21 protein-coding genes, 1 tRNA gene and 1 pseudogene are annotated in these 24161 nt (G+C 70.7%); 12 read left to right on the top strand and 11 right to left on the bottom strand.

What is annotated here, in order from left to right; translation table 11 throughout:
* The 3 genes from ACZ4YL_RS04635 to ACZ4YL_RS04625 are packed head-to-tail and all read left to right on the top strand — an operon-like array spanning window position 1 to window position 3986.
* Window positions 1–1509 carry a protein phosphatase 2C domain-containing protein gene (locus tag ACZ4YL_RS04635; RefSeq protein WP_468113700.1) on the top strand — a complete coding sequence of 503 codons (1509 nt, stop codon included), beginning with the start codon at window positions 1–3 and terminating at the stop codon, window positions 1507–1509.
* A 60-nt stretch (window positions 1510–1569) separates the two neighbouring features.
* On the top strand, window positions 1570–2904 hold the full coding sequence (locus ACZ4YL_RS04630; protein WP_468113699.1) for a VWA domain-containing protein: 1335 nt from the start codon (window positions 1570–1572) through the stop codon (window positions 2902–2904).
* A 14-nt stretch (window positions 2905–2918) separates the two neighbouring features.
* Window positions 2919–3986 carry an FHA domain-containing protein gene (locus ACZ4YL_RS04625; protein WP_468113698.1) on the top strand — a complete coding sequence of 356 codons (1068 nt, stop codon included), beginning with the start codon at window positions 2919–2921 and terminating at the stop codon, window positions 3984–3986.
* Between the two features lies 1 nt (window position 3987).
* Here ACZ4YL_RS04625 and ACZ4YL_RS04620 read toward each other — a convergent pair whose 3' ends face one another.
* Complete coding sequence (locus tag ACZ4YL_RS04620) at window positions 3988–4977, bottom strand: methyltransferase domain-containing protein (protein WP_468113697.1); 990 nt, start codon at window positions 4975–4977, stop codon at window positions 3988–3990.
* 134 nt (window positions 4978–5111) lie between these two features.
* Here ACZ4YL_RS04620 and ACZ4YL_RS04615 point away from each other — a divergent pair, with 134 nt between their 5' ends.
* Together ACZ4YL_RS04615 and ACZ4YL_RS04610 are read left to right on the top strand one after the other, a co-directional pair.
* Window positions 5112–5516, top strand: coding sequence for a globin (locus ACZ4YL_RS04615; protein ID WP_314244663.1), 405 nt, complete (start codon window positions 5112–5114; stop codon window positions 5514–5516).
* Between the two features lie 355 nt (window positions 5517–5871).
* Complete coding sequence (locus tag ACZ4YL_RS04610) at window positions 5872–6216, top strand: DUF1036 domain-containing protein (RefSeq protein ID WP_468113696.1); 345 nt, start codon at window positions 5872–5874, stop codon at window positions 6214–6216.
* Between the two features lie 33 nt (window positions 6217–6249).
* Here ACZ4YL_RS04610 and ACZ4YL_RS04605 read toward each other — a convergent pair whose 3' ends face one another.
* From ACZ4YL_RS04605 to ettA, 3 genes are read right to left on the bottom strand one after another with little or no spacing between them, the layout of a single operon-like run.
* Window positions 6250–6969: a DUF8010 domain-containing protein gene (locus tag ACZ4YL_RS04605; protein WP_468113695.1), complete on the bottom strand. Its 720-nt coding sequence runs from the start codon at window positions 6967–6969 to the stop codon at window positions 6250–6252.
* Window positions 6966–7442, bottom strand: coding sequence for an acyl-CoA thioesterase (locus tag ACZ4YL_RS04600; protein ID WP_468113694.1), 477 nt, complete (start codon window positions 7440–7442; stop codon window positions 6966–6968). Before ACZ4YL_RS04600 ends, ACZ4YL_RS04605 begins: the two co-directional genes overlap by 4 nt.
* 10 nt (window positions 7443–7452) lie before the next feature.
* Entirely contained in the window at window positions 7453–9117 is a 1665-nt protein-coding gene (ettA, locus tag ACZ4YL_RS04595; protein WP_468113693.1) for an energy-dependent translational throttle protein EttA, read from the bottom strand.
* 497 nt (window positions 9118–9614) lie between these two features.
* On the opposite strand from ettA, the gene ACZ4YL_RS04590 reads away from it, so the two are divergent.
* Window positions 9615–10181: a hypothetical protein gene (locus tag ACZ4YL_RS04590; RefSeq protein WP_468113692.1), complete on the top strand. Its 567-nt coding sequence runs from the start codon at window positions 9615–9617 to the stop codon at window positions 10179–10181.
* A gap of 4 nt (window positions 10182–10185) precedes the next feature.
* On the opposite strand, the gene ACZ4YL_RS04585 is transcribed toward ACZ4YL_RS04590, so the two are convergent.
* From ACZ4YL_RS04585 to ACZ4YL_RS04565, 5 genes are all read right to left on the bottom strand, one after another.
* Entirely contained in the window at window positions 10186–11661 is a 1476-nt protein-coding gene (locus tag ACZ4YL_RS04585) for a phosphatase PAP2 family protein (protein WP_468113691.1), read from the bottom strand.
* A 112-nt stretch (window positions 11662–11773) separates the two neighbouring features.
* Window positions 11774–12925, bottom strand: a complete 1152-nt coding sequence (locus ACZ4YL_RS04580) for a thioester domain-containing protein (RefSeq protein ID WP_468113690.1) — start codon at window positions 12923–12925, stop codon at window positions 11774–11776.
* Window positions 12926–13152: 227 nt separating this feature from the next.
* Entirely contained in the window at window positions 13153–13560 is a 408-nt protein-coding gene (locus ACZ4YL_RS04575) for a single-stranded DNA-binding protein (protein WP_468113689.1), read from the bottom strand.
* A 122-nt stretch (window positions 13561–13682) separates the two neighbouring features.
* Entirely contained in the window at window positions 13683–15536 is a 1854-nt protein-coding gene (locus tag ACZ4YL_RS04570; RefSeq protein WP_468113688.1) for a GTPase, read from the bottom strand.
* A gap of 4 nt (window positions 15537–15540) precedes the next feature.
* Window positions 15541–17157, bottom strand: coding sequence for a dynamin family protein (locus ACZ4YL_RS04565; RefSeq protein ID WP_468113687.1), 1617 nt, complete (start codon window positions 17155–17157; stop codon window positions 15541–15543).
* A gap of 332 nt (window positions 17158–17489) precedes the next feature.
* Between ACZ4YL_RS04565 and ACZ4YL_RS04560 the strand changes: the two genes are divergently transcribed.
* A tRNA-Arg gene (locus ACZ4YL_RS04560) sits at window positions 17490–17565 on the top strand.
* 200 nt (window positions 17566–17765) lie between these two features.
* On the opposite strand, the gene ACZ4YL_RS04555 is transcribed toward ACZ4YL_RS04560, so the two are convergent.
* Complete coding sequence (locus ACZ4YL_RS04555; protein ID WP_382544100.1) at window positions 17766–18308, bottom strand: tyrosine-type recombinase/integrase; 543 nt, start codon at window positions 18306–18308, stop codon at window positions 17766–17768.
* On the opposite strand from ACZ4YL_RS04555, the gene ACZ4YL_RS04550 reads away from it, so the two are divergent.
* From ACZ4YL_RS04550 to ACZ4YL_RS04535, 4 genes are all read left to right on the top strand, one after another.
* On the top strand, window positions 18298–18996 hold the full coding sequence (locus ACZ4YL_RS04550; protein ID WP_468113686.1) for a hypothetical protein: 699 nt from the start codon (window positions 18298–18300) through the stop codon (window positions 18994–18996). The genes ACZ4YL_RS04555 and ACZ4YL_RS04550 overlap by 11 nt on opposite strands.
* Entirely contained in the window at window positions 18993–19469 is a 477-nt protein-coding gene (locus ACZ4YL_RS04545; RefSeq protein ID WP_468113685.1) for a hypothetical protein, read from the top strand. The genes ACZ4YL_RS04550 and ACZ4YL_RS04545 overlap by 4 nt, the downstream gene beginning before the upstream one ends.
* Before the next feature lie 91 nt (window positions 19470–19560).
* Window positions 19561–20397: a hypothetical protein gene (locus ACZ4YL_RS04540; protein WP_382544092.1), complete on the top strand. Its 837-nt coding sequence runs from the start codon at window positions 19561–19563 to the stop codon at window positions 20395–20397.
* Window positions 20398–20617: 220 nt separating this feature from the next.
* Window positions 20618–22369, top strand: coding sequence for an AIPR family protein (locus ACZ4YL_RS04535; RefSeq protein ID WP_468113684.1), 1752 nt, complete (start codon window positions 20618–20620; stop codon window positions 22367–22369).
* Between the two features lie 116 nt (window positions 22370–22485).
* Here the strand turns inward: ACZ4YL_RS04535 and ACZ4YL_RS04530 are convergent.
* Window positions 22486–22599 (bottom strand): annotated as a pseudogene (locus ACZ4YL_RS04530) (IS630 family transposase); the annotation flags it as partial.
* An 899-nt stretch (window positions 22600–23498) separates the two neighbouring features.
* Here ACZ4YL_RS04530 and ACZ4YL_RS04525 point away from each other — a divergent pair.
* Entirely contained in the window at window positions 23499–24149 is a 651-nt protein-coding gene (locus ACZ4YL_RS04525) for an HAD family hydrolase (RefSeq protein WP_382544086.1), read from the top strand.
* Window positions 24150–24161 lie beyond the last annotated feature (12 nt).

The following is a 24161-nucleotide window of genomic DNA, read 5'->3' as shown; positions in this document are numbered from 1 at the left end:
ATGTCGATGCATCGGCTGTCGGGCTGCCCCAGCTGCGCGGAACCCCTGGAGGAGGGTGACCGTTTCTGCGGCGTCTGCGGCTACGCCGTGAGCGCTCCTCCCCCGGCCGCCGTGGACCACCCGACCATCCCCATCCCACCGGCGCCACCGGCGCCGACCGCGCCACCGGCCCGGCCGACCGCTGCGGGCGGTTACGGGAGCCCGGCTCCCGGCGTCCCGCACGCCGCCGCCGAGCCCGCCCCGGGCTGGGGCAGCGTGGCCGCGGCCGCGCCGACGCTGGTCGGCGACCCGGCCGCCTGGGTCACCGCCCCGGCGGAACCGGAGCCGGAACCGGAGCCGCGGCAGGGTCCGGCCGGGGTCACCTACGCGGCCTCCGGCCACGGGAACCCGTACGGGAACGGCACCCCGCCGGAAGGCACCCCGTGGGGCGCGGCCGAACACCCGTACGGCGCCGCGGACGGCCCCGAGACCCGCCACGACCGGCCCGGGGGCGACCCCGGCACGCCTGCGGAGGGGACGCCCTGGGGCACGGGCGAAGCCCCGTACGAGAATCCGCCCCAGCCCGGCGGCGCGGCCGGCGGGAAGACCTGCGTCGCCTGCCGCGCCGGGCACGTCGACACCGACGGGTACTGCGAGCACTGCGGGCACGCGCAGCCCCGTGAGCGCGACCACATCGAGGAGGAGCTCGGGAGCGTCGCCGCCGTCACCGACCGGGGACTGCGCCACCACCGCAACGAGGACTCGTTCGCCGTGTCGGCCACCGCCCTGCCCGACGGCTCCGCCGCCACCGTGGCCATCGTCTGCGACGGCGTCTCCTCCGCCAGCCGCCCCGACGAGGCATCGGCCGCCGCGGCCGTCGCCGCGAACGAGGCGCTGCTCGAAGCGCTCCCGCGCGGCGCCCACCCCCAGGAGGCCATGCACGAGGCGATCCTGGCCGCCGCCGAAGCCGTGAACGCCCTGGCCCCGGAGACCCCCGGCGCGCAGAACGCCCCCGCCTGCACCCTGGTCGGCGCCGTCGTCGGCGGCGGCCTGCTGACCATCGGCTGGGTGGGCGACAGCCGTGCCTACTGGGTCCCCGACGACCGCGCCGCCCTGCCCCGGCGCCTCACCGAGGACGACTCCTGGGCCGCCCAGATGGTCGCCGCCGGCCTGATGGGCGAGGCCGAGGCCTACGCGGACGTCCGCGCGCACGCCATCACCGGCTGGCTGGGGGCCGACGCGTACGACCTCGAACCGCACACCGCGACCTTCAAGCCCGACCACCCCGGGGTGGTGGTGGTCTGCACCGACGGACTGTGGAACTACGCGGAATCCGCGCGGGAGATGGCCCAGGTGGTACCCGCCGACGCCGCGACCCGCCCGCTGCACAGCGCCCAGGTACTGGTGGGATACGCACTCGACGGCGGCGGCCACGACAACGTCACCGTGGCAGTCGTGCCGTTCGCCACGCACCCAGAGCAGGAACCGGGACCGGATGCGGAGCCGGGCCCGGCGGCAGGACCGGAATAGGAAGTGGAAGCGCGCCCGCAGGTCTGACCCGCCTGCCCGAGCCCCCTAGGAGTCCAACCGATGGCGAATTTCGCCAAGCCGAGTGCCCCGCGGTTCAGCGTGGAGGTGTACCAGAACGAGTTTCTCCCCGAGGGCGGACGGGACGTCCACGCGATCGTCACGGTGACCGCCACCGGCGGTGCCACCGCCACGCGCGCGCCGGTCGCCGACGGCACGGCGGCCGTGGTGCTCATGGTCGACTGCTCGGGGTCCATGGAGTACCCGCCGGAGAAGATGCGCGGCGCCCGTGAGGCCACGGCGGCCGCCGTCGACACCCTGCGCGACGGCACCGCCTTCGCCGTGATCGCCGGGACACACGTGGCCAAGGAGGTCTACCCCGGCCAGGGCCGCCTCGCGGTCGCGGACGCGACCACCCGCGCCCAGGCCAAGGAGGCCCTGCGCGGGCTGAGCTCCGGCGGCGGCACCGCCATCGGCACCTGGCTGCGCCTCGCCGACGGCCTGCTGCGCGGCTCCACCGCCGCCATCCGGCACGGCGTCCTGCTCACCGACGGCCGCAACGAGCACGAGGAGCCGGCCGTGCTCCGCGCCACCCTCGACGCGTGCGCGGGCCGCTTCACCTGCGACGCCCGCGGCGTGGGCACCGACTGGGACGTCAAGGAGGTCACCGGGATCGCGAACGCGCTGCTCGGCTCCGCCGACATCGTGGCCGACCCGGCCCATCTCGCCGAGGACTTCACGCGCATGATGGAGAACGTCATGGGCAAGGAGGTCGCGGACGTCGCGCTGCGCCTGTGGACCCCGGTCGGCGTGGAGATCCAGTACGTCAAGCAGGTGGCTCCCGTCCTCCAGGACCTGACCGACCGCCGCACCGAGGTGGGCCCGCGCGCCGGCGACTACCCGACCGGGTCGTGGGGCGACGAGTCCCGCGAGTACCACGTGTGCGTGCGCGTCCCGACGGCGACCGTGGGCCAGGAGATGCTCGCCGCCCGCGCCACGCTCGTGCTCCCGGCCGCGGCGGGCGGGCCGGACGGGAAACCGACCGTCCTGGCCCAGGGCCTGGTGCGCGCGGTGTGGACGGACGATCTGGCGGCGTCCACCGCCATCAACGCGCAGGTCGCCCACTACACCGGACAGGCGGAGCTGGCGGAGGCTATCCAGCAAGGTTTGGAAGCCCGCAAAATGGGCGATGTCGGTGGTGCCACGGCCAAGCTGGGGCGTGCGGTACAACTGGCGAGTTCCTCCGGAAACGCCGACACAGCGCGACTCCTGGCGAAGGTGGTGGATGTGGTGGACGCGGTGGCGGGTACTGTGCGGCTGAAAGCGAAGGTCGCCGATGCCGACGAGATGACTCTTGACACGCGTTCGACGCAGACCGTCCGAGTGAAGAAGACCTGAGAAGACCTGACGTGATGACGCAGGGAGAAGAAGGGGGAAGCGCCGCCATGCCGACCTGCCCGAACGGGCACCAGTCCGCGTCCGACGACTGGTGCGAGGTCTGCGGCCACCGCATGGCTGCCTCGGAGGGCCCGCCCCCGGTGCCGTCCTACGGCTACGGCTTCCCCCCGACCGCCGGTGAGCCGACCGCCCAGGCCGAGCTCTGCCCGCAGTGCCGGACCCCGCGCGAGGCCATGGCCCCGTTCTGCGAGGAATGCCGCTACAACTTCCTGACCCGTACCCCGACTTCTTACGCCCCGCCGGCCCCGGAACCGGGACCCCAGGCGACGGGTGCCGGCGTCGGTGGCGGTGCCGGGGGCCGCGGTACGCCTCCGCCGCCCGTGCCCGCTCCCGGGACCTACTCCCAGGACCACTTCGAGTACCAGGGCTCACGGCCGTCCCGGGTCAACCGGCCGGCCGAGCCGCTGCAGCGCGAGGACGACTGGCTGCTGCCGCCGCCCGCGCACGAGTCGCCGCTGGAGTACCAGCGGGCCCCGCAGCCCCAGTACCAGCAGCAGCCCCCGCCGCAGCACCAGCGGGAGTACCAGCAGGAGTACCAGCAGCAGGGACCGCCGCCCCAGCAGCAGTACCAGCAGCAGCCTCCGCCGCAGCACCAGCCCTTCCCGCCCCAGGGCGGGGGCGCCTGGAGTGCGACGATCGCCCCCGACCGCTCGTACTTCATGGCGATGATGCAGCGCAGCGGCCCCGAGGCCGCCGGGCTGAACCTGCCCGCGTACTCCCCGGAGCAGCACCTTCCGCTGTCCGGCGGCCAGATCACCATCGGCCGCCGCCGCGCCTCCACGGGCGAGTCCCCGGACATCGACCTGTCGGTGCCCCCGGAGGACCCGGGCGTCTCCCACCAGCACGCGGTGCTCGTCCAGCAGCCCGACCTCAGCTGGGCGGTGGTGGACCAGAACTCCACCAACGGCACCACGATCAACGGCGGCGAGGAGCCGATCCAGCCCTACGTCCCGGTCCCCCTAGCCGACGGCGACCGGGTCCACGTGGGCGCCTGGACGACGATCACGATCCGCCGCGGCTGATTCACCCCTCCCCCAGGGGCCACACGTACGGCCCCTGGGGATCGTCGAGCCACGACCACTGGCCCCCGGTGCTGACCGAGACCCCGAAGCGTTCCCGGGCCGGGCGGCCCTCGCGGCGCCACAGGTCCAGGGCCTCGCGGGGGTGCAGGGCGCCCGCGGTCAGCACGAGCATGAACTGGAAGCGCTCGTTCTCCACCAGCTCGTACGGAAGCCCGTACCCCGTACCGGCCGGGTCGGGCTGCGGGGCGGCCGTGGCACCGCGCAGCGGGACGAAGTACGCCGAGGTGTGCAGGAAGTTGCCCTCGGCGAAGCCGGCGTCCCGGACGGTCAGCGCGATCAGGCCGGTCGACAGCGGCGCCAGGATCCGCGCACCCGGCCGGCACTGGCCGAGCCAGGCGTGCGGGATCAGCGGCAGCGTGCAGGTCACGATGATCCGGTCGAACGGGGCCCGGGCGGGGCAGCCGCGCGCCCCGTCCCCGGTGACCACCACCGGGTGGTAGCCGAGCTCGGCCAGGTGCACCCGCGCGGACTCGGTGATCTCCTCGTCCAGGTCCACGGTGGTGACGTGCTCCTCGCCGAGCCGGTGGCAGAGGAGGGCCGCGTTGTAGCCGGTGCCCGCGCCGATCTCCAGGACGTCGTCGCCGTCGTGCACGTCCAGGGCGGCCAGCATCTTCGCCATCAGGGAGGGCTGGCTGCTGGAGGAGACCTGCAGGCCGTCGCGCATCCGCGTGGCCAGCGGGGTGTCGACGTAGACCCCGCGCAGCCAGCGGGCGCGGCGTTCGGGGTCGGGGTCCTGCGCCCAGAGCCGCTCGTGGCCGGCGCCGCGGCCGGTCCAGAAGTACGGGACGAACACGTGCCGGGGCACGGCGGCGAAGGCCGCCCGCCAGCGCGGGTCCTCCAGCACCCCGCCGGCGGTCAGCTCCCGCACCTGGGCGGCGTGCGCGGTCTCCCGCAGGTCCCGTGTCTCGGTGTGCGCGGTGTGTGCGGCCATGCCTCCACTGTCCTGCGCCGGGCCGCCGCGTGCGAGCGCGAGGGGGGTCGGGGGGCTTGAGGGGGCCTGTGAGGGCTTCGGAGGATGGTCCTAGGACCTCGGTCCTGGATCCGGGCGTCTGAGACGATGGTCGGGTGAATGAGATTCCGCGGGGCACGCTTCAGGAGCAGACCTTCTACGAGCAGGTGGGCGGCGAGGACACCTTCCGCCGCCTCGTCCGGCGCTTCTACCAGGGGGTCGCGGAGGACCCGCTGCTGCGCCCGATGTACCCGGAGGAGGACCTGGGCCCCGCCGAGGAGCGGTTCGCGCTGTTCCTGATGCAGTACTGGGGTGGTCCGACCACCTACAGCCAGCACCGCGGCCACCCGCGCCTGAGGATGCGGCACGCGCCGTTCCAGGTGGACGCGGCCGCCCACGACGCGTGGCTGAGGCACATGCGGGTCGCACTGGACGAGCTGGGCCTGGCGCCGGAGCACGAGGCGCAGCTGTGGAAGTACCTGACGTACGCCGCCGCCTCGATGATCAACACGGCCGGCTAGAGCGCGAGCCCGGCCTGATCGGCAAGACACCCCCTGGGGCCCGTACGGGGCAAGAGTGCGCTCTTCGCGATACACGGCTCTCCCTGCCGGGAACCTCTCCTGCGCACCAACCAACCCACGGAGAGCAGGAGACTCATGTCCCACGACACTACCGACGGTGCGGATCCGACTACCGATGCGGACGAAGAGGCACTGGAACGCGTGCTCACTTCGGGCCGGCCTGCTGCCGGCTCCGGCCAGGCACAAGCGGTGAGCACGAGCGCGTCGAGTCCCAGTCTGGGGCCGGCGACCCTGGTCCGGTCCGACGGCAGCCCGGCCGCCCGCAGGCAGCCGGAATCCGAGTAGGAGGCGCGTCATGTCGTTGAGGCTCCAGAACAACTACCACACGGAAATCTGGACGATGGTCGAGTGGCACCAGCCCAACTGCTCCGACGGCAGCAGCTGGGTGAAGAAGGGCTGGTGGAGGATCGGCCCCGGGCAGAGCTCCACGGTCTTCGGCGGCGACGTCAACTTCAACCCGATCTGGTACTGCTACGCCTACGCGACCGACGGCGCCGAATGGCGGGACCGCTATCAGGAGGTGGTCCCGCACCGCGCCTTCGAGTGGTGCTCGAACACCTCGGACTCGACCTCGCGGACGATCCTCATGAACGAGTTCGTCGTGAGCCGCCCGAACCACGTCCACACCTTCAACGGGTAGTCCCGGATCAATCAGCCCCGGCGGAGGCGCGAGCTAGACCGGCCGGACCTGGAGGGCGCCCAGGCCGCCGGTGACGCCGGGGCGGCGCATGGCGACGGATCCGTACGGGGTGCGCAGCCGCAGCCAGGTCCCGGCGGCGAGCAGGGCCACGGGGGCGGAGGCGGAGGCGCCGGGCAGGGGGGCGGGGGCGGGCACGGCGGCCCGTACCGGCCGCAGGAAGCCCAGCGACTGCGCGGCGTGCACGGCCCGCAGCGGGAGCTCGGTGTCACCGAGGGTGCGGGACCAGATCTCGCGGCCGATGCGGTCGCGCTCGGACCGGGTCCGGTGCTGCAGGGGCAGGGCCTCGTCCCGGGCCCGGAACTCGGCGACGGCGGCGGCCACGGCCGCTCCCATCGCCTCGGGGCCGGGCAGCCCCGGAACCTGCCGCCAGCCACCGCGGGGCGGGAGCACGCCGGCCCAGGGCGGTCCGGTGACCGGCCCGGGCACGGTGGCCTCGGCCGAAACCTCGTCCACGGATTCCAGCAGCTCACCGGCGGACACCGTCAGGTCCAGCGGCATCGCGACGGGTGCGGCGAGCCGCACCGTGCGGATGGCCAGGATGTCGAAGGACGGCGGCCGTCCGAAGACGGCGAGCGCGCCGCCGCCCCCCTGGAGGCGTACGGCGGCGGCGCGGTCGTAGTGCACCAGCCGGCCCAGGAAGGCGGCGAGGTCCGCCGCCTCCCCGGAATCGGCGAAGCGCAGCTGGTCGTTCATGCCGCGAGGGGCCCTTCCCGGCCGGTGCCGGACTCGGACCCGGTCGCGGGTGCGTCGAGGTACTCCTCGAGGAAATGCCTCTCCTCGGCCGTGATGCGGCGGGGCCGCCCCGCGGCGAGGTTGTAGGGCACGACCACGGTCTCGGCGCGCACGTAGACCGTCTCGGGCGCGTCCTCGGTCGCCTCGTCCTTGACCTCGTAGCCGATGGTCAGGGACGCGGCGCCTATCCGGGTCACCCAGGACTCGATGAGGACAGGCTCGTGTCGGTGTACGAGGGGCAGCTTGTAGTCGATCTCGTGACGGGCCACGACGGACCCGCCCGTGAAGGACTCACTGCCCTCCCCCGGCGCGAGGCGGAACATGAAGTCGATCCGCGCCTCCTCCAGATAACGGAGGAAGACGACGTTGTTGACGTGCCCGAAGGCATCCATGTCCGCCCAGCGCAGGGGGCACCGGTAGTGGTGTCTGGCCATGACCGCGACCTCAGCCTCGGGTGAGCTTCTTGTAGGTGGCACGGTGCGGACGGGTCGCGTCCACGCCGAGCCGCTCGACCTTGTTCTTCTCGTACGACTCGAAGTTGCCCTCGAACCAGTACCACTTCGACTCGCCCTCGTACGCCAGGATGTGCGTGGCGACCCGGTCGAGGAACCAGCGGTCGTGGGAGATGACCACGGCCGCACCGGGGAACTCCAGCAGCGCGTTCTCAAGCGAGGACAGGGTCTCGACGTCGAGGTCGTTGGTGGGCTCGTCGAGGAGCAGCAGGTTGCCGCCCTCCTTGAGCGTCAGCGCCAGGTTGAGGCGGTTGCGCTCACCACCGGACAGGACGCCGGCCGGCTTCTGCTGGTCCGGGCCCTTGAAGCCGAAGGCGCTGACGTACGCGCGGGACGGCATCTCGACCTGGCCCACGTTGATGTAGTCGAGCTCGTCCGACACGACCGCCCAGAGGGTCTTCTTGGGGTCGATGTTGGCGCGGGACTGGTCGACGTAGCTGATCTTGACGGTCTCGCCGACCTTGACGGAGCCGGAGTCCGGCGCCTCCAGGCCCTGGATCATCTTGAAGAGCGTGGTCTTGCCGGCGCCGTTCGGGCCGATGATGCCGACGATGCCGTTGCGCGGCAGCGTGAAGGACAGGTCGTCGATGAGGACCTTGTCACCGAACGCCTTGGAGAGGTTGTTGACCTCGACCACGATCGAGCCCAGACGCGGGCCCGGCGGGATCTGGATCTCCTCGAAGTCCAGCTTCCGCATCTTGTCCGCCTCGGCTGCCATCTCCTCGTAGCGGGCGAGGCGGGCCTTGGACTTGGTCTGGCGGCCCTTGGCGTTGGAGCGGACCCACTCCAGCTCTTCCTTGAGGCGCTTCTGGCGCTTCTCGTCCTTGCGGCCCTCGACCTTGAGGCGGGTGGCCTTCTTCTCCAGGTAGGTGGAGTAGTTGCCCTCGTAGGGGTGCGCGCGGCCGCGGTCGAGCTCAAGGATCCACTCGGCGACGTTGTTCAGGAAGTACCGGTCGTGGGTGACCGCCACGACGGCGCCCTTGTACTGCGAGAGGTGCTGCTCCAGCCAGTTCACCGACTCGGCGTCGAGGTGGTTGGTGGGCTCGTCGAGGAGGAGCAGGTCCGGGGCCTCGATCAGCAGCTTGCAGAGCGCCACGCGGCGCTTCTCGCCACCGGAGAGGGTGGTGACCGGCCAGTCGCCGGGCGGGCAGCCCAGGGCGTCCATGGCCTGCTCCAGCTGGGCGTCGAGGTCCCACGCGTTGGCGTGGTCCAGGTGCTCCTGGAGCTTGCCCATCTCGTCCATGAGGGCGTCGGTGTACTCGACGCCCATCAGCTCGGCGACCTCGTTGAAGCGCTTGAGCTTCTTCATGACGTCGGCGGCGCCGTCCTGGACGTTCTCCAGGACCGTCTTCGACTCGTCGAGCTTGGGCTCCTGCATGAGGATGCCGACGGTGAAGCCGGGCGACAGGAAGGCGTCACCGTTGGACGGCTGCTCCAGGCCCGCCATGATCTTCAGAACGGTGGACTTACCGGCGCCGTTGGGGCCGACCACGCCGATCTTCGCGCCGGGCAGGAAGTTCAAGTAGACGTCATCAAGAATCACCTTGTCGCCGTGCGCCTTGCGCGTCTTGCGCATGGTGTAGATGAACTCAGCCAAGAGAAACCGTCCGGCAGATCGATGGTGGGCAGATACACCCCATCTTGCCGTACGTCCATACCCTCGGGCGAATGGGTAGGTCAGAGGCCCCTGACCTGCGGCGCGGCCGGAGGGGGAGCCTCCACGTCCGGTCACTGTCGGTCATCGCCGGTGTGCGAGCCAAGAACGCACGCCCCCGCGGGGTGCGGCGGCGCCGATCCGCCGGGCGGCACCCACCACTGCTTCACCCCGGGGCAGGATGCCTCTGTCAGGACGAACGGACATGGATGCCAGGGGGGCGGCGGGGAACACACTGATGGCACTGGACGCCATGCGGGCCGATCTCGGCGTGGAGAGCAGCAGGTAGGCCGGCGAGCGGGGACAGCCACCGGCCGAGGTGCATGAGTACGGGCCCCGCAGGACGGGCCCCTGCGGCCCGGGCCCCGCGGGGCCCGGGCCGGGCAGGATGGCGGGGAATGCGGGGGCGCGGCCTCCGTCGGCCGTACACGGAGGTACATGTGAACAACGCGCTGCTGGCGCTCGCCGGCGCGATCGTCGCGGTGACCGGCACCCTGCTCGCGCCGATCCTCTCCCAGCGCGTGCTCGCACGCGTGCAGACGGAGCAGTTCGAACGGCAGGAGCGGGCGGCCGACGCCCAGTGGGCGCGCGAGCAGCGCGTGGCGGGGGTGGAGAAGCGGCGGGCCTGCTACGTCACGGCGAACTCCGGCTACCGCCGCTACCGCATCGAGCTCATGAAGTACCTGTGGCTCGTCCACAAGGGCGAGGCCACCGCGCAGGCGCGGACCGATCTGGAGGAGACGCGGCTCGCCATGCACACCGCCTTCGCGGAGGCCCAGATGGTGGCTTCGGACGCGGTGCTGCAGGAGCTGGACGCGATGACGACGACCCTGGCCGGCGCGTACAGGCGCACCCTGCACCTGGAGGAAGGCAACCCGCACCCCGGCTGGTCGTTCGAGGAGATACAGACCGAGCTGCTGCAGCTGGGGGACCACTGGAAGAACATGCGCGGCCTCATGCGGGCCGACCTGGGGGTGAGCCCGGGCCCGACCGCCGCCGACGCCTGACCCGTCAGCGGGGGCGGTAGACGGTCAGGGCGTCGGGGAGCTCGTCGAGGACGAGGTCGGTCGGGGCCGCGGCGTGCTCGCCGTCGTAGGCGAGCGGCGTGCCCGCGGGGATGTCCCCGATACGCAGGCTGCGCAGGCGGGTGGCCACGTGGATCGGGGAGCGGCTCAGCGGCCCCGTGAAGGCGGCGGCCAGGAGCCGCGGGCCGGGGCGGCCACCGCCGTGGACGAGCCGCAGGTCCAGCAGGCCCTCGCCGAGATGGTCACGGCGGCGGGGGGTGGGGCCGGTGCCGTGGTAAGTGCCGTTGCCCGCGAAGAGCAGCCATACGCTCCGGGGCCGCCCGGCCAGCCGCAGCCGCACGGGCCGCTGGGAGCGCAGCACCCGCCAGGCCGCCAGCAGCGCGGCGGGGCCGCCGCCGATGCGCGGGGCCCAGCGCAGCCGGTGGCCGAGCAGCTCCGGATAGGCGCCGATGCTGAAGTTGTTCAGGAAGTAGCCGGGCTCTCCCCCGGGCCCCGGGGAGAATCGGCCCACGCCGACGCGGACGGCCTGCCCCTGCGCCACGGCCTCGCAGGTCGCCTCGGCTCCGGCGAGGCCGAAGTCCATCGCGAAGTGGTTGAGGGTGCCGCCGGGGAACACGGCCAGCGGCACCCCGGCCCGCAGTGCGGCGGTGGCGGCCGCGTTGACCGTGCCGTCGCCGCCGCAGACCCCGAGCACGGTGGCCCGCGAGGCCGCCTTCGCGAGTGCGGCGGACAGTTCCGGGCCCCCGCACTCGATCACCTCGGCCGCGGGCAGGCGGGTGCGCAGGATGTCGAGACCCGCGGCGGCGGCCGTCCCCGACCCGGTGTTGACCACCACGGTGAGCCCGGCCCCGTCGGAGAGCGCGGGGGCCCCGGCGGCCGGCCGCTCGTCGCCCGGCACGACCCGGGCCTCCTGCGCGTCGCGCGCGAGGCGGCGTACGACGAACCCGGCGGCCACCCCCAGTGACGCGCCCACGAGCACGTCGGAGGGGTAGTGCACCCCGGTGTAGACCCGGGAGAACGCCACGGACGCGGCGACCGGGGCGAGGACGGCCCCCCAGCCCGGGGAGGCCAGCGCCACCCCGGTGGCGAAGGCGAAGGCCGACGCGGAGTGCCCGGACGGGAAGGAGGTGGTCTGCGGCTGTGTGGCCAGCTGCCGGGTCATGGGCACGCCTTCCAGCAGCGGTCGGCGACGGCGTACGGACCACTTGCCGACGGTGTTGATGGTCGCGGAGGCCAGCGCCAGCGAGGCGACCCCGCGCACGGCGGCCTTGCGCGCACCGGCCGACCCGAAGACCGCGATCGCCGCGGCGGCCCCGCCCCACAGCACCCCGTGGTTCGCGGCCCGGCCGAGCCGCGGCAGCACCCGGTCGGCCCCGGGCCAGTGCCGCTGCGCCACCGCGTCGAACAGCCGGCGGTCCCACCGGGCGAAGGCGCCGGACCAGGTCAGTTCTTGATCAGCCATCTTCTGCCCTTACCCCGGGCGGCGGATCCGAACCGGTCCGCGCGGCCACCCGGCCCATCGGGCCCATCCGGTCGGGCCGCACGGCCCGACCGTCACGACACCCCGCAGGTTCTCAGGGCGTGTCCTCCTCGTCCAGCGGGCGCTTGCGGAGCAGCAGCACCACCAGGCCGCCCAGGACCACCAGGCCCACCGCCAGGGAGGCGATGACCGGGGTGGCCGCCGAGCTGCCGCTGATCGCCAGCCGCTCGTCGTCCGGGGAGGTCGTCGCGAGGGCCGCGGACCGCTCGCCCAGCACCTCGGCCGCCGAGCCGGAACCGGCCCCCGGGGCATCGCCCGAGGTGCCTCCCGGCGCCGGGACCGGGGGCTGCGGCCAGACCGCCGTGGCCGTGGCGGCGGCCGCGGACTCGCTGGAGCCGGCCACGATCTGGGCGTGGGTCGGCAGCTCGCCGGTGAAGACCCGCCCGACCGGCACCTTGGTCGCGCCCTGGACGGTGACCGAGGCCGACCCGTCGGGGGTGCCCGCGGGCACCTCGAAGTACAGCCGGCTCCCGTTGACGGCCGTGGTCAGCGGCTGCCCCTCGGCGTCCACCACCCGCACCCCCATCGCGACGGCCGCCGCGTCCGGGACGACCGACACGCTCGGCGCCCCGGTCCGCACGGTCACCGGGCCGACCCGGGTGCCCACGGCCCCCGACACGTCGCCCGGGTCCAGCGCGAGCGAGGCCGGCGGCTCCGGCAGCTGCCCGGCGGCCCGCTGCAGGTAGTCGGCCAGCTTCTCGGCCGCCGGGTCCGCGGCCTCGACCTGCGCCCCCTCCGCCAGCCGCCAGATCGCCACCTGGGTCCCGGCGGCCGCGCTCTGCGCCGTGAGGGCCCCGGCCCCGGCCGCCTTGGCGAGCCCGGCCAGATCGTTGTGCTGCGGGTAGGAGTGCTCCAGGACCCAGCGGATCCGGCCCGCCTCCCGGTTCCCGGCGAGCGGGCTGCCGCTCCAGCCGCTCTCGGTGTACCGGGCCTGCGGCTGGGCGTTGCCCGTCACGCCGACCCCGTACGTCTGGAGCATCCCGCCGCCGTCGACCCGCATCTCGTAGAGCCCGGCCGGGATCTGCCGGACCGAGCCGTCCCCGGACCGCAGGACCGCCTGCCCGAACGTCTTCAGCCCGTCCAGCACGGCGCTCGCACCCTCGGGTGACCTGGGCGCGGCCGGGCCGGAGTCGGCGGCCGCCCGCGCCGCGGGCGCGGTGGCGAGGGCCGCGGCCAGCAGGGCCACCGCCAGCGGCCGCCGCGCGGAGCCCCGTACCGCGGCGGGAGGTTCGAGAGGAACCGGGCCAGGAGCAGGAGCAGGAGCTGGAACAGGCGCAGACGCAGACGCAGACGCAGACGCAGGAGTGGGATCAGGAGCGGAGGATGCGGGAACGGCAATCGACACAGTCTTCCCCTTCGGGCCAAAGACCCAGGTGCCCGTGAGTACCGGGGAATCCTATCCGTCTCGAACACTCAGACCACCGCCGCCTTCTGATTGATCATCAGCGGTGTCTCCGTCCGTACCACGCGCCGGAAGGCGGCGGTACCCCGGTTCAGGTCATGACCGATGGCCGTCGCGTCGATCTCCGCGGAGAACCACCGGTTGCCCTCCCCGTCGGGCGGGTCCTCCCGCACCCGTAGCCGCCCGTGCACCACCAGCGGCTCGCCGACGGATACGGAACCGGCGAGGTTCACGGCGAGCGTCCGCCGCGCCCACACCGTGTAGAAGCTGGTGGTCCCGTCCGTCCAGGCGTCCTTGCGCCGGTCGAAGTACCTCGGCGTCACCGCGAAGCGGAACCGCGCCGCCGGGCCGTTCACCGTCTCCTTGTAGTCGATCTGCGTCGCCACATAACCCACCAGCGTCACCTGGGTGTCGTACATCCCGGTCGCCCTCCCCCATGGTTCCGGCCCGTACGGATCCGTACGGACCAGCCGTACGGACCATCCGTACGGGGTGCGAACCATGCTGGGGCAGGCCGCCGGTCCCCGCTCCGGCCTGTGGATTACTGCCGGGTTGTGGACAACCTGCTCCCCCCTGCGGCCACCGTGGCGTACTGCTCCCGCACCTCCCGGTAGCGCAGCAGCTCCGCCGCCACCGGTTCCAGCACCCGGGCCCGGCCGCACCCGGCCGCCGCCTGCCGCAGTCTGCGCTCCGCGTCCTGCCCGTACCTGCGCGCCGGACCCCGGGCCGCGATCGAGCAGGACCATTCCACGAGCGGCCCGCCGATGATGCCCGCCACCATCAGCAGCACCGGCGGCAGCAGCCTCGGCTCCAGGACCCCGACGATCTGCCCGACCAGCCACAGCCCGCCGTAGATCTGCAGCAGGGTCATGGCCGCCTGCGCCAGCACCGCCGCCGGCCACCACCTGGGCCGCGGCGGTTTGACGCTCGGCACCGCGACCGCCGCCCCGAGGGTCACCGCGATCTCGTCCAGCGCCTCCGGCAGCCGCTCCGCGCCGCGCACCGCGGTCTCGCGGACCGCCTGCGCCCACGGGTCCGGCAGTCCGGACACCGCCTCGTCGGCGACCGCCCGCACGGCCTGCTCCACCCGCTGACGCGCGGTCACCTCCTCCTCGACCGGGGCCTCCGCGACCGCCGGGCCGCGCCCGCCGATCGCCGCGAGGGCGGCCAGACCCGCCAGGGTGCGGGGCGCGCGGCGGCCCTCGTACCAGCGCCACAGCCGCAGCCACGGCGTCCCGCACGCCTTTCCGGCGTTGCGCCGCCACGCGCGCTCGGCGGCGAGCCCGGCCGCGTACGCCCCGACCGCCTCGGCGAGCCGGTCCTCGAACTCGGCGCGCGCCGCCTCCCCGATCTCCGGCCCGGCGTGCCCGTCGGCCACGTACAGCGGTCGCAGACGCACGGCCGCGCGGTCGACGTCGGCGGAGATCCGCCGGGTGGCCGCGCCCTTCTCCTGGGTGAACTGTCCGAGGAGCTCGCGCAGTTCCCCGACGCCCTCCCCGGTGAGTGCGGACAGCCCGAGGACGGTGGCGCCGGGCTCGCCGTGCTCGCCGAGGGCGATGCCGTCGTCGTCGAGGAGCCGGCGCAGGTCGTCCAGTACGAGGTCGGCGGCCTCCCCGGGCAGCCGGTCCACCTGGTTCAGGACGACGAAGGTCACCTCCGCGTGCCCGGCGAGCGGCCGCAGGTACCGCTCGTGCAGCACGGCGTCCGCGTACTTCTCCGGATCCACCACCCACACCACGGCGTCGACCAGCGCCAGCACCCGGTCCACGTGGTCCCGGTGCGCGCCGACCGCCGAGTCGAGGTCGGGCAGGTCGACGAGGACCATCCCGCGCAGCGCCTCCGCCTCCGAGGTCTCGCGGGGCCGGCGCCGCAGCCGCCCGGGGATCTCCAGCCGGTCCAGCAGTCCGGCGGCTCCGTCCGACCAGCTGCACGCGATGGGCGCGGCGGTGGTCGGGCGGCGCAGCCCCATCTCGGAGATCTGCACACCGGCGAGTGAATTGAAGAGAGTGGACTTGCCACTTCCGGTGGCTCCGGCGATCGCGACGACCGTGTGCTGGGGCGACAGCCCACGGCGCGCGGCCGCCTCGTCCAGTACCCGCCCGGCCTCGGCGAGGGTCTTTCCGTCGAGCCTGGTCCGGGACAGCCCGACCAGCTGGCGCAGCGCGTCGAGGCGCAGCCGCAGGGCTTGTCCCTCCGGGCTGAGCGGGGGCGCGGTCGACTTGCCGCCGTCGCTGCCCGCGCCGGAGACGGCCCGTACGAGGGCCTCGTCGCCCTCGTACCCCTCGTACCCCTCGTCCCCCTCCTCGTCCTCGTGCCCGTCCACGGGCCGGGGGCGCGAGCGCGCGATGAGTCCGTCGTCCCAGCGGTCGTCGGTGCGGTCGGTCAGGGCGGTCACCGCGTCACCTCTCCTTCTGCAGTACGGACAGCGCGGCAATCAGCTCGGCCTGTGGTTCCGGGGTCACTTCGAGCGCCTCCAGCGGGGCGAGCCGGCGGTCGCGTTCGGCGCGCAGCACCTGGTCGAGGTGGTCGCCGACCAGTTCCCCGCCCCGGTCGCGCAGCCGCAGGGCGGCCTGCGCGCCGATCCGTTCGGCGAGCTTCTCCCCCGCGGGCCGGGCCCGTTTGCCGCCGAGGAGGGCGGCGACGAGCAGGGCGGCCACGCCGTCGGGGTCGGGTGCGGGCTGCCGGTCGCTCTTGGCCACCTCCTCCTCGGCGAGTTCCTCCAGGACCCGCCGCCAGCGGCGTACGGCCATGCCGATGCGCTCGCCCGCCTCCCGGTCGGGCGCGGGCAGCGAGACCGCGCCGGCGGCCGGCTCGCGCCGCCAGGCCTCGGCGATGCGCTCGTCGGCGGCGGCGACGGCGCACTGGAGGAGCGCGGCGAGGGATTCGGCGAGCGAGTCCAGCAGTTCGTCGGCGCTCGTGTCGAGCGGGTAGCCGCGCCACCGGGTCAGCGCGTCCCCGGCCAGTACCGCGCCGTGGTCGAGGCGGCCCCGGACCCGCTTGCCCTCCCGTTTGTACGCGTCCTCGACGGCCGAGGTCAGCCGTACGGCGGCGGCGTGCTGGGCGGCGACGGCGGAGGCGAGCTCCGGCATCCGGCGCCGCAGCGAGTCCAGCGCGCCGAGCGCGGTGCGCCCGACGGCGTACTGCCGGGCGGCCGGGTCCTGCGCGTGATGGGCGAGCCAGGCGAACAGCGGGGCGACGGCACTGGCCGGCAGCAGCCCGCCCCCGCCGGTGGACTCGGGCAGCTCCGGGACGGTGAACCGCGGTACGTCGCCCAGCCCGGCCTTGGTGAGCAGGGCCCCGTACTGCCGCGAGACCTCGGCGAGCACCTGGTGCGGGACCCGGTCGAGGACGGTGATGAGGGTGGCCCTGTACTGCTTGGCGGTGCGCAGCAGGTGCCAGGGGACGGCGTCGGCGTACCGCGAGGCGGTGGTGACCATCACCCAGACGTCGGCGGCGCAGATGAGTTGGGCGGCGAGGGTCCGGTTCTCGACCACCAGGGAGTCGATGTCGGGGGCGTCGAGGATGGCGAGCCCGCGCGGCAGGCTGGAAACGGTCTCGATCCGCATCTCGCGGGTCGCGTGGGTGTCGGCCGGTCCGCGGTCGCGGGCCCGGGGTCTGGCGGCGGGGGGCACCTCCTCCTCCCCGTGCGGCACCCAGACCCGCATCAGGTCGGGCAGTACGCGCATTCCGGCGAACCAGTGGTGGTCATCCGGATGGCAGACGAGCACCGGTGTGCGCGTGGTCGGGCGCAGCACCCCGGCTTCGCTGACCTGTCGGCCGACGAGGGAGTTGACGAGGGTGGACTTACCGGCCCCGGTGGACCCGCCGACGACGGCGAGCATCGGCGCCTCGGGCGCCTTCAGCCGGGGTACGAGGTAGTCGTCGAGCTGCGCGAGCAGCTCGGCTCTGGTCTGGCGGGCGCGCGGAGCGCCGGGCAGGGGCAGCGGCAGACGCACGGACGCGACCCGGTCGCGCAGGGCGGACAGGGCATCGAGCAGCTGAGGCCGAACATCCAAGGTCACCACATGCGAAGAATGCCCAATTTGGGACCATTTTTGAAGCTTATACGTCCTCTGCGCGCCGACCGCGACTCCAGTGGGACATTCTGGGCACGACGGACGAGTGGGGCGCAGGCATAACGAGTGCACAACACCAGGGGCGCCGCGGCGCAAAAGCGATGCGAGAATCGCACCTGCCTGCGATTATCGGGACCGCTTCACCGAACCTCCACATCGTGGCTCGCGGGTGAAGCAACCGGGACAAGGCGACCGGAGCCCTATCCTTGACCCGGCACGGACCTCAGCCCCACCCCCACCGGGGGCTCCAGGCCCACCAAGGCCGCCTTCCGGCCCCCGTAGCTCAGTGGATAGAGCAGGTGCCTTCTAAGCACTTGGCCGCAGGTTCGAGTCCTGCCGGGGGCACCACTTCTGCACCGCCCGAAGCCCTCCCTCCGCGGAGGGCTTTCGTGCAGGTCAGCGCACCTTACCGAGATATCGGTAGTCGCGTGATAAGGGCCGGAAGGCCGCGCGGTAACCGCGAACGGCAGTCCGGCCGTATCCGGCTGATTCCCGCTTTCTACGGGTGGCCACGGTGGATACGCGGTGGCGTTCTCGGGCAAGGGCCCTCAGACCTCGGGGAGGTCTCCCCCTGCCTCGATGCGCTTCTTGAGGTCCCCTAGATGACCAACGATGCACCGGGCGTAGACGGCCAGCAGGACCGGGACACTATTACCTGCCCATTCCGCCACCTGCGCCGGCGGAACGCCGTCGTTGAGCCAGTTCGTCAGGCACGTGTGGCGCAGGTCGTAGACACGCTTCCCCAGAGGTGACGCGATCTCCTCCGGGGTCAGGGTCTCCTGGCGAGCGGAACGCCATGCCCGCCGGATGACGGACCCGGCGAGCATCTCCCCCTTCTCACCCGGAAAGAGCAGGTCTCCCGGCTTGAGCTCCTCGCGCTCGACGTGCTCCCTGAGGATCTTGGTCAAGGCGGGCCGGCACGGAACCGTTCGCATGTCGTCCTTGGCCCTACCCTTCAAGCCCCTCTCTTCGTGGATCGCGCCGTCGTTCGTCCAGTGCTTGCCCACTTCGGGTTGCGCAGTGTGGATCAGCAGCTCGCCCCACTGGTCGGCGGCCCCCTCCGGAGGAAGCCGGGCATCCATGACGTACATGGCGACCATTGACCTCTTGGCGGACTACCAGGGGCGCGTGATTGAGCTTTCGCGTATCCGGCGAGAGGCGATCGAGGAGGCGGCGGCATCGGGCATGTCGCAGTCGGAGATCACGGCCCTGTTGGGTGTGAGCCGCGGCCGTGTGGGCCAGCTAGCCCCTCAGGGGCCCCCGCCGGAACGCGCCTTCTTCGGTACAGACCTCATGACCATCTCGCTAGGCGGCAAGTACGAAGCCGGAAAGTTACCTGACGAAAACCCGGGCGAAGTGGTCGCGCGAGAAGACTTGGGGAACTTCGATCGCCTGAGAAGGCTCTTGGCGACGCTCAAGCTCGATGCGCACTACGAGGTAATCCCACCAAGCGGCATGGTCAACCTGAATCGCGACAACCACGTCGTGGTCTGTGGTCACCGGCTCTCGCCGATCATCGCCCAGGTGCTTGAGGGTGACGACTACCTGCGTTTCGAGAAGGACAGGGCCTGGCACCACGACCAGCACGGCCGGCAGGTACCGACGTACAGCGGGGACGCGAATGGCGAGCTCCGTTCGCAACGCGGGCGTTGGCTGACGCCTTCCGCTCCGAGCTGGTCAGCGCCACCCGCCGCGGTGAAGCCTTCAGCGTGTCGACGGGGCGGCCGCTCTCGCACGCCTCAGGTGCAAGCTCTGTCAGCTGGTACGAGTTCGCCGTGAAGTTCGCGGATTTCCAGTGGCACCGGACGAGCGGGAACAGCCGTAAGACGACGTCCAAGGTCTTGATGGCCGCCACCGGAGCGCTCCTGCGCAGTCCGGTGCCCAGCGCGTACGACCCGGTGGTTGTGCGTACCGCGCTGCGGGAGTTCGCCTTCAACGCCCGTCGGCGGAACGAAGCTCCTCCCGAGGTTCTCTCCATCCTCAAGTGGGTCGAGCGCAACTGTCTGTCCATGGCCGCTTGGGAGGACTCGGCTCGGGTGGACGCGGTCTTGCGGGCGGTTTCCAGTCGGCTCGATGGATCCGATACCGCGGCCAGCACCGTCAAGCGCAATCGGCGCGTGCTGAAAGTGATGCTGGAGCACGCCGTGAAACAGGACGTGCTGAGGTCGAGCACCTTGCCGAAGGGGCGAGGAGCGGCACCGAAGACCGCAAGTACCGCGAGCAGTGGACCGGCAAGCTCCCTTCACGGCTGATGATCCTTTCCAACGAACTGCCCCACTTCCACGGGGACGCTGCATGTGGGACCGGTTGTGCAGCGTTCGCGGACGAACGCGCTGGTGGGGGATGCAGCTCAGCACAGCAGGCTTGGACACCGGCTGTGTACACGGCGTGCCGTGGTACGTCGCCCAACTCGGTGGCCACGTCGTCGCCGCTCTAGCAGACCCCGCCATCCCGCTGCCGGACGCGTTGGCAACGGCTCTGGAGCGGGTGGAGAAGCTTCACCAGACCTGCGACCTGAAGAACCCGGGCACGCCGTCGGCGACCGTGGCCATTCTCCGGGAGCGGTCGGACCGCATCGATCACCTAGTCCTCGCCGACTCGCCGATCGTGCTTGAAGGGGCAGACGGGTTCACAACGCTGACCGATCTTCGGGTGGACGACGTCTGCCAAGACCTGCGGGCCGAAACGGAGCTCCACGCGACGGGCTCCCCTGAACACCGCGCCAGCGTGGCGAGGCTCGTGGCTGCTCAACGCCAGATCCGGAACACGCCCGAGGGCTACTGGGTGGCCGCTTCGGATCCGGAAGCGGCATTTCACGCGCTAACGGGCGCAGTGGACCCGAGCAAGGTTCGTTCGGCCGCCGTAGTTTCGGACGGCGTCTCACGACTCGTCACCGAGTATCAGATGGCTTCTCGGGAGGACGTGTTCGTCCAACTGCGGAGGGAAGGCCCCGCAGCGCTGATCGCCACGGTGCGCAAGGTTGAGGCGACTGACCCCAACGGGCACCGGTGGCCCCGGTACAAGGCTGGCGACGATGCCGCCGTGGCCTTTTGCCAACGCGACACCGACGAGTCATCAAGCTCTGTGGCCAACCTGCGGCCAGACCTGTTCCGCGAGGCACCGTCTGTGCCACTGGAGTGTCGGTCAGGGGTGTTTCCTGCCCAAAAGATCGCGACTTGAAAGCCGCCGCGACCTCATGCGGTAAGAGTTTCCCTACTCCATCGAGGCTCGTCGGTGGAGAAAGCTCGACCGAGGCTGCCGAAGGGCAAGTCAGGTCTCCTGACCATTCGCTCACGTCGACGGCAACCCAGACGCTACGCTCACTAACAAACACACCGTGATGGCGATCAGCGCTCGCGCTGGCTAGGGGGATGAAGTGCACACGCTCACGGGAAAGCGAGTGGCCAAGTTTGCACGAGACTTTGGCTTCGAGGGGGGCGAGGCGAAGCAGTTCGAGCTGTACGTCGCAGCCAACTACCTCTTCCCTTATGTACGGGACGATGTCGAGCAGATTGAGCGCGCTGTTCTCGGCGGTGGGACCGACGAGGGCATCGACATCGCTGCCGTCGTAGTCAACGGACAGATCGTCTTCGAACCCTCAGAAATCGACGACCTTATCTCAGACCAGGCGTCTAATTCAGCGAGGGTACTCTTCATCCAGGCTAAGACAAGCGAGTCCTACGACTCTAAGCTCATCGCGAAGTTCCTCCACGGCGTCGAGGCCGTGACAAAGTACGCGATTAAGGCGAAGAGCGTCAACCTTCCTCCGGCCCTGGTCGACCTGGCTGCTTTGATCGATCGGATCGCAGAGAGCGGCGACAAGTTCCAAGACACGCGAATCCCGTGCGAACTCTTCTACGTCACCACCAGCGGCAATGACGGGAAGAGCGCACAGCAAGAGCTTCAGGTCACAGAAGCGATCGGTCGCATTCGAGCTCTCGGCATTTATTCAGAACCTTTGCACCTCAACACTCATGGCCACGATGCACTAGCCGCAAAGCTGAAAGAGCGTCACGGACCACAGAACATACGGTTCAACTTTGAGAAGCGTCAGACCATCCCTGCGACTGAGCGGGTGAGTGAGGCTTACATCGGGCTCTTGTCTGGCACAGAGGTGATGAAGTTGCTGACGGATGAAACTGGCTCCGTACGACCAGGGATCTTCGACGACAATGTGCGTCTCGATCTCGGTAGCCACAACCCAGTGAATACCCGGATCACGAGAACCCTTCAGAGCGACGACCGCGAGCACTTTCCCTTCCTCAACAACGGACTCACGATCATTGCGACATCTCTCCAAGGGTCGGGTGACAGATTCTTCATCTCCGGGTATCAGATCGTAAATGGCGGGCAGACGAGTCACCAGCTCGTTAGGTGGGCGACAAGCGAAGCGGCTAAGGTCAAGCCGGCCCTCCTCTCTGACCTTTGGATCCCGGTGAAAATCGTCAGCTCAGGCGACGCTGGGGTGCGAACGAGCGTGGCGATCGCTACTAACCTGCAAACTCCCATCGGCTCAACTGACATACAGGCGAGTTCCCAGATGGCGAAAGACGTGGAAGAGTATTTCAACCAGTCGGGCGTAAACGGCCTACGTTATCTGCGGCAGAACCAGCATGCGTCTCTTGATTTCCCGCGGACTCGTGTTGTCACGACTCCCGAACTCAACCGAGCGGTCGCTGCAACACTGTTCGGCGATTCTTTCCGAGCGATCGGTGCTCCGAAGGAGCTAGAGGCTGAGGGTTCGTTCGTTTGGGGTGAATACTCCGTTGAGGCTTACTACTACGCGGCCTGGATCTTGTATCGGGTGGACAGATTCTTCGCCCGAACACCCGACTCGACCACTCTCAAAGCCGCGAAGTATCACATCGCGATGATGGTGTCCGCTCTGATCACGCCGGAACTTGTGTCTATCTTCGAAACCTCTGAGATAGAGACAGCAAGACGGCAGCTGAGGGGCGCTAAGAAGCTGAAATTCAAGGTTTCGGACTCGGAGAGGATTGAAGTAGCGATCACTACTGCAGTCGAGCTTGCCACCGAGCAGTTTCAGTCTATCTTGAACGAGGGCAGGAGTTTGCGCAAGGACGATGTGCGCAGCCGTCGTAACCAGGAGGCTCTGCTGCAAAAGGCCAAGGATTCGAGCGCCGACGCCTGATGGCCGGCTTTCGATACATCAGCCGAAAGTAGTCAGACGAAGAAGGCCGGGGATTGACCCTCATTGAGAATCCCCGGCCTTCTGGTCTCTATCCTAGAGATCTTCAACGTCTGAGGTTACGGCGGTTGAAGGTCGAGTCCGGTTTTGGCGAGGGGGCGGTTGATGAGGCCGGGGCGGTATTGCATCCGTTTGAGCCGGGTCTTCACCAGGGCCGTGAGTTCGTCGAGGCTGACGCTGAGAGACGAGCGCTGAGTCCCGCTGACATCCATGGCTGACATCAACAGCAACAGACGCTGACACCACTGCGCGCCCCGGCACGACCGACGCGGCCGGTCAGATCCGCAACTGAGCCGAGCAATGATCGAACTTACAACACAGGTGTCGTGTGTGCGGGGCGGGCCGGCTCCGGCAAGGTGGAACGCGCGGCTCCGGTGCATGCGCGGTGCGACAGGCGGGAAACGGCAACATCTGCGAGCGTAGCTGCAGGTCAGTGCCCTTTGAAGGGGAAACGAGGCCAGTTTTTCTAAGCACTTGGCCGCAGGTTCGAGTCCTGCCGGGGGCACTCTCCACGCACCACCCCGAAGCCCTCCCTCGCGGAGGGCTTTCGTGCGGGTCATCGGCACTTTAGCGCGGACGCCACAGCAGCGGCGTAAGCCCCCGCGCCAACCCTGCGGCGAGGGCGGCACTCCGGCTGAACCCGGTTTGGGACCCTCCTGACGGCCGTGATTCCCGAAAGCCTCCCGATGTCCTGCCCGTCCGGTCCGCAGACGAGGCCATGCCCACGCGGCCACCCGGGCGGGACTCCGTTGTTCAGCCGGGCGTCAGGCGGGTGTGCCGCCCAGGCCGGCGGTCGCCGCTGATCAGCGGCGCCTTCGGGCCTCATGCGCCCTGGGTGGCCCGCTCCGTCCACCTCAGAGGCATGCGGGCAGGAGCTGCGGGCCGGCTACGGCCCTGCGGTTCCCTGCGCCGGCCCTCCGGCCGTGACCGGCCGATCGGACCTACGCACTACGCGATGGTCAGCAAACGTGATGCCGGCTTCCATCTCTTGCCACGCGCTTTCAGAGGTGCCTGCTCCCCGTACTCCGACGTGTTCGAGGGTGAGTTGCCGCTGGAGGATTAGGCTGGCCGGATGGGAAATCCGATCAAGCTTGTAATTTTCGACTGCGACGGCGTCCTGATAGACAGCGAACGCCTGGCCGTGGAGGTGGACGCGAAGGTCCTGGCAGCGTTGGGATGGACGATGTCCGAGGCTGAGATCGTCGAGCGCTTCGTCGGGCGCTCGCACGCGTACATGGTCGGGGAGATCGAGTCACACCTGGGCGGACGGCTTCCCGAGGGGTGGGAAGCGGAGTTCCAGCACCTCTACGACGAGGCCTTCGACACCCGGTTGACCCCGGTCGAGGGCGTCGTCGAAGCCCTCGATCAGATCACTTTCCCCACCTGTGTCGCGTCCAGCAGCAGTCATCGACGTCTTCGCCACACCTTGGGTCTGGTCGGGCTCTACCCCAGGTTCGAGGGCCGAGTCTTCAGCTCGGAGGAGGTCCTCCGCGGGAAGCCGGCACCTGACCTGTTCCTCCACGCCGCAGCCCGAATGGGTGTCGACCCGGCCTCCTGCATGGTGGTCGAGGACAGCAAATACGGTGTCGCCGCAGCCCGAGCGGCCGGCATGCGATCCCTCGGATACTGCGGTGGTCTCACACCGGCGGACTGGCTCCACGGCCCGGGGACAGTCGTATTCGATGACATGAAGGAACTGTCGAACCTCCTTTCGGACGGATGACTTCGCGGGTCA

The sequence above is a fragment of the Streptomyces sp. NPDC030021 genome, from assembly GCF_055574035.1.
This window is presented reverse-complemented; position numbering and strand designations above follow the sequence as displayed.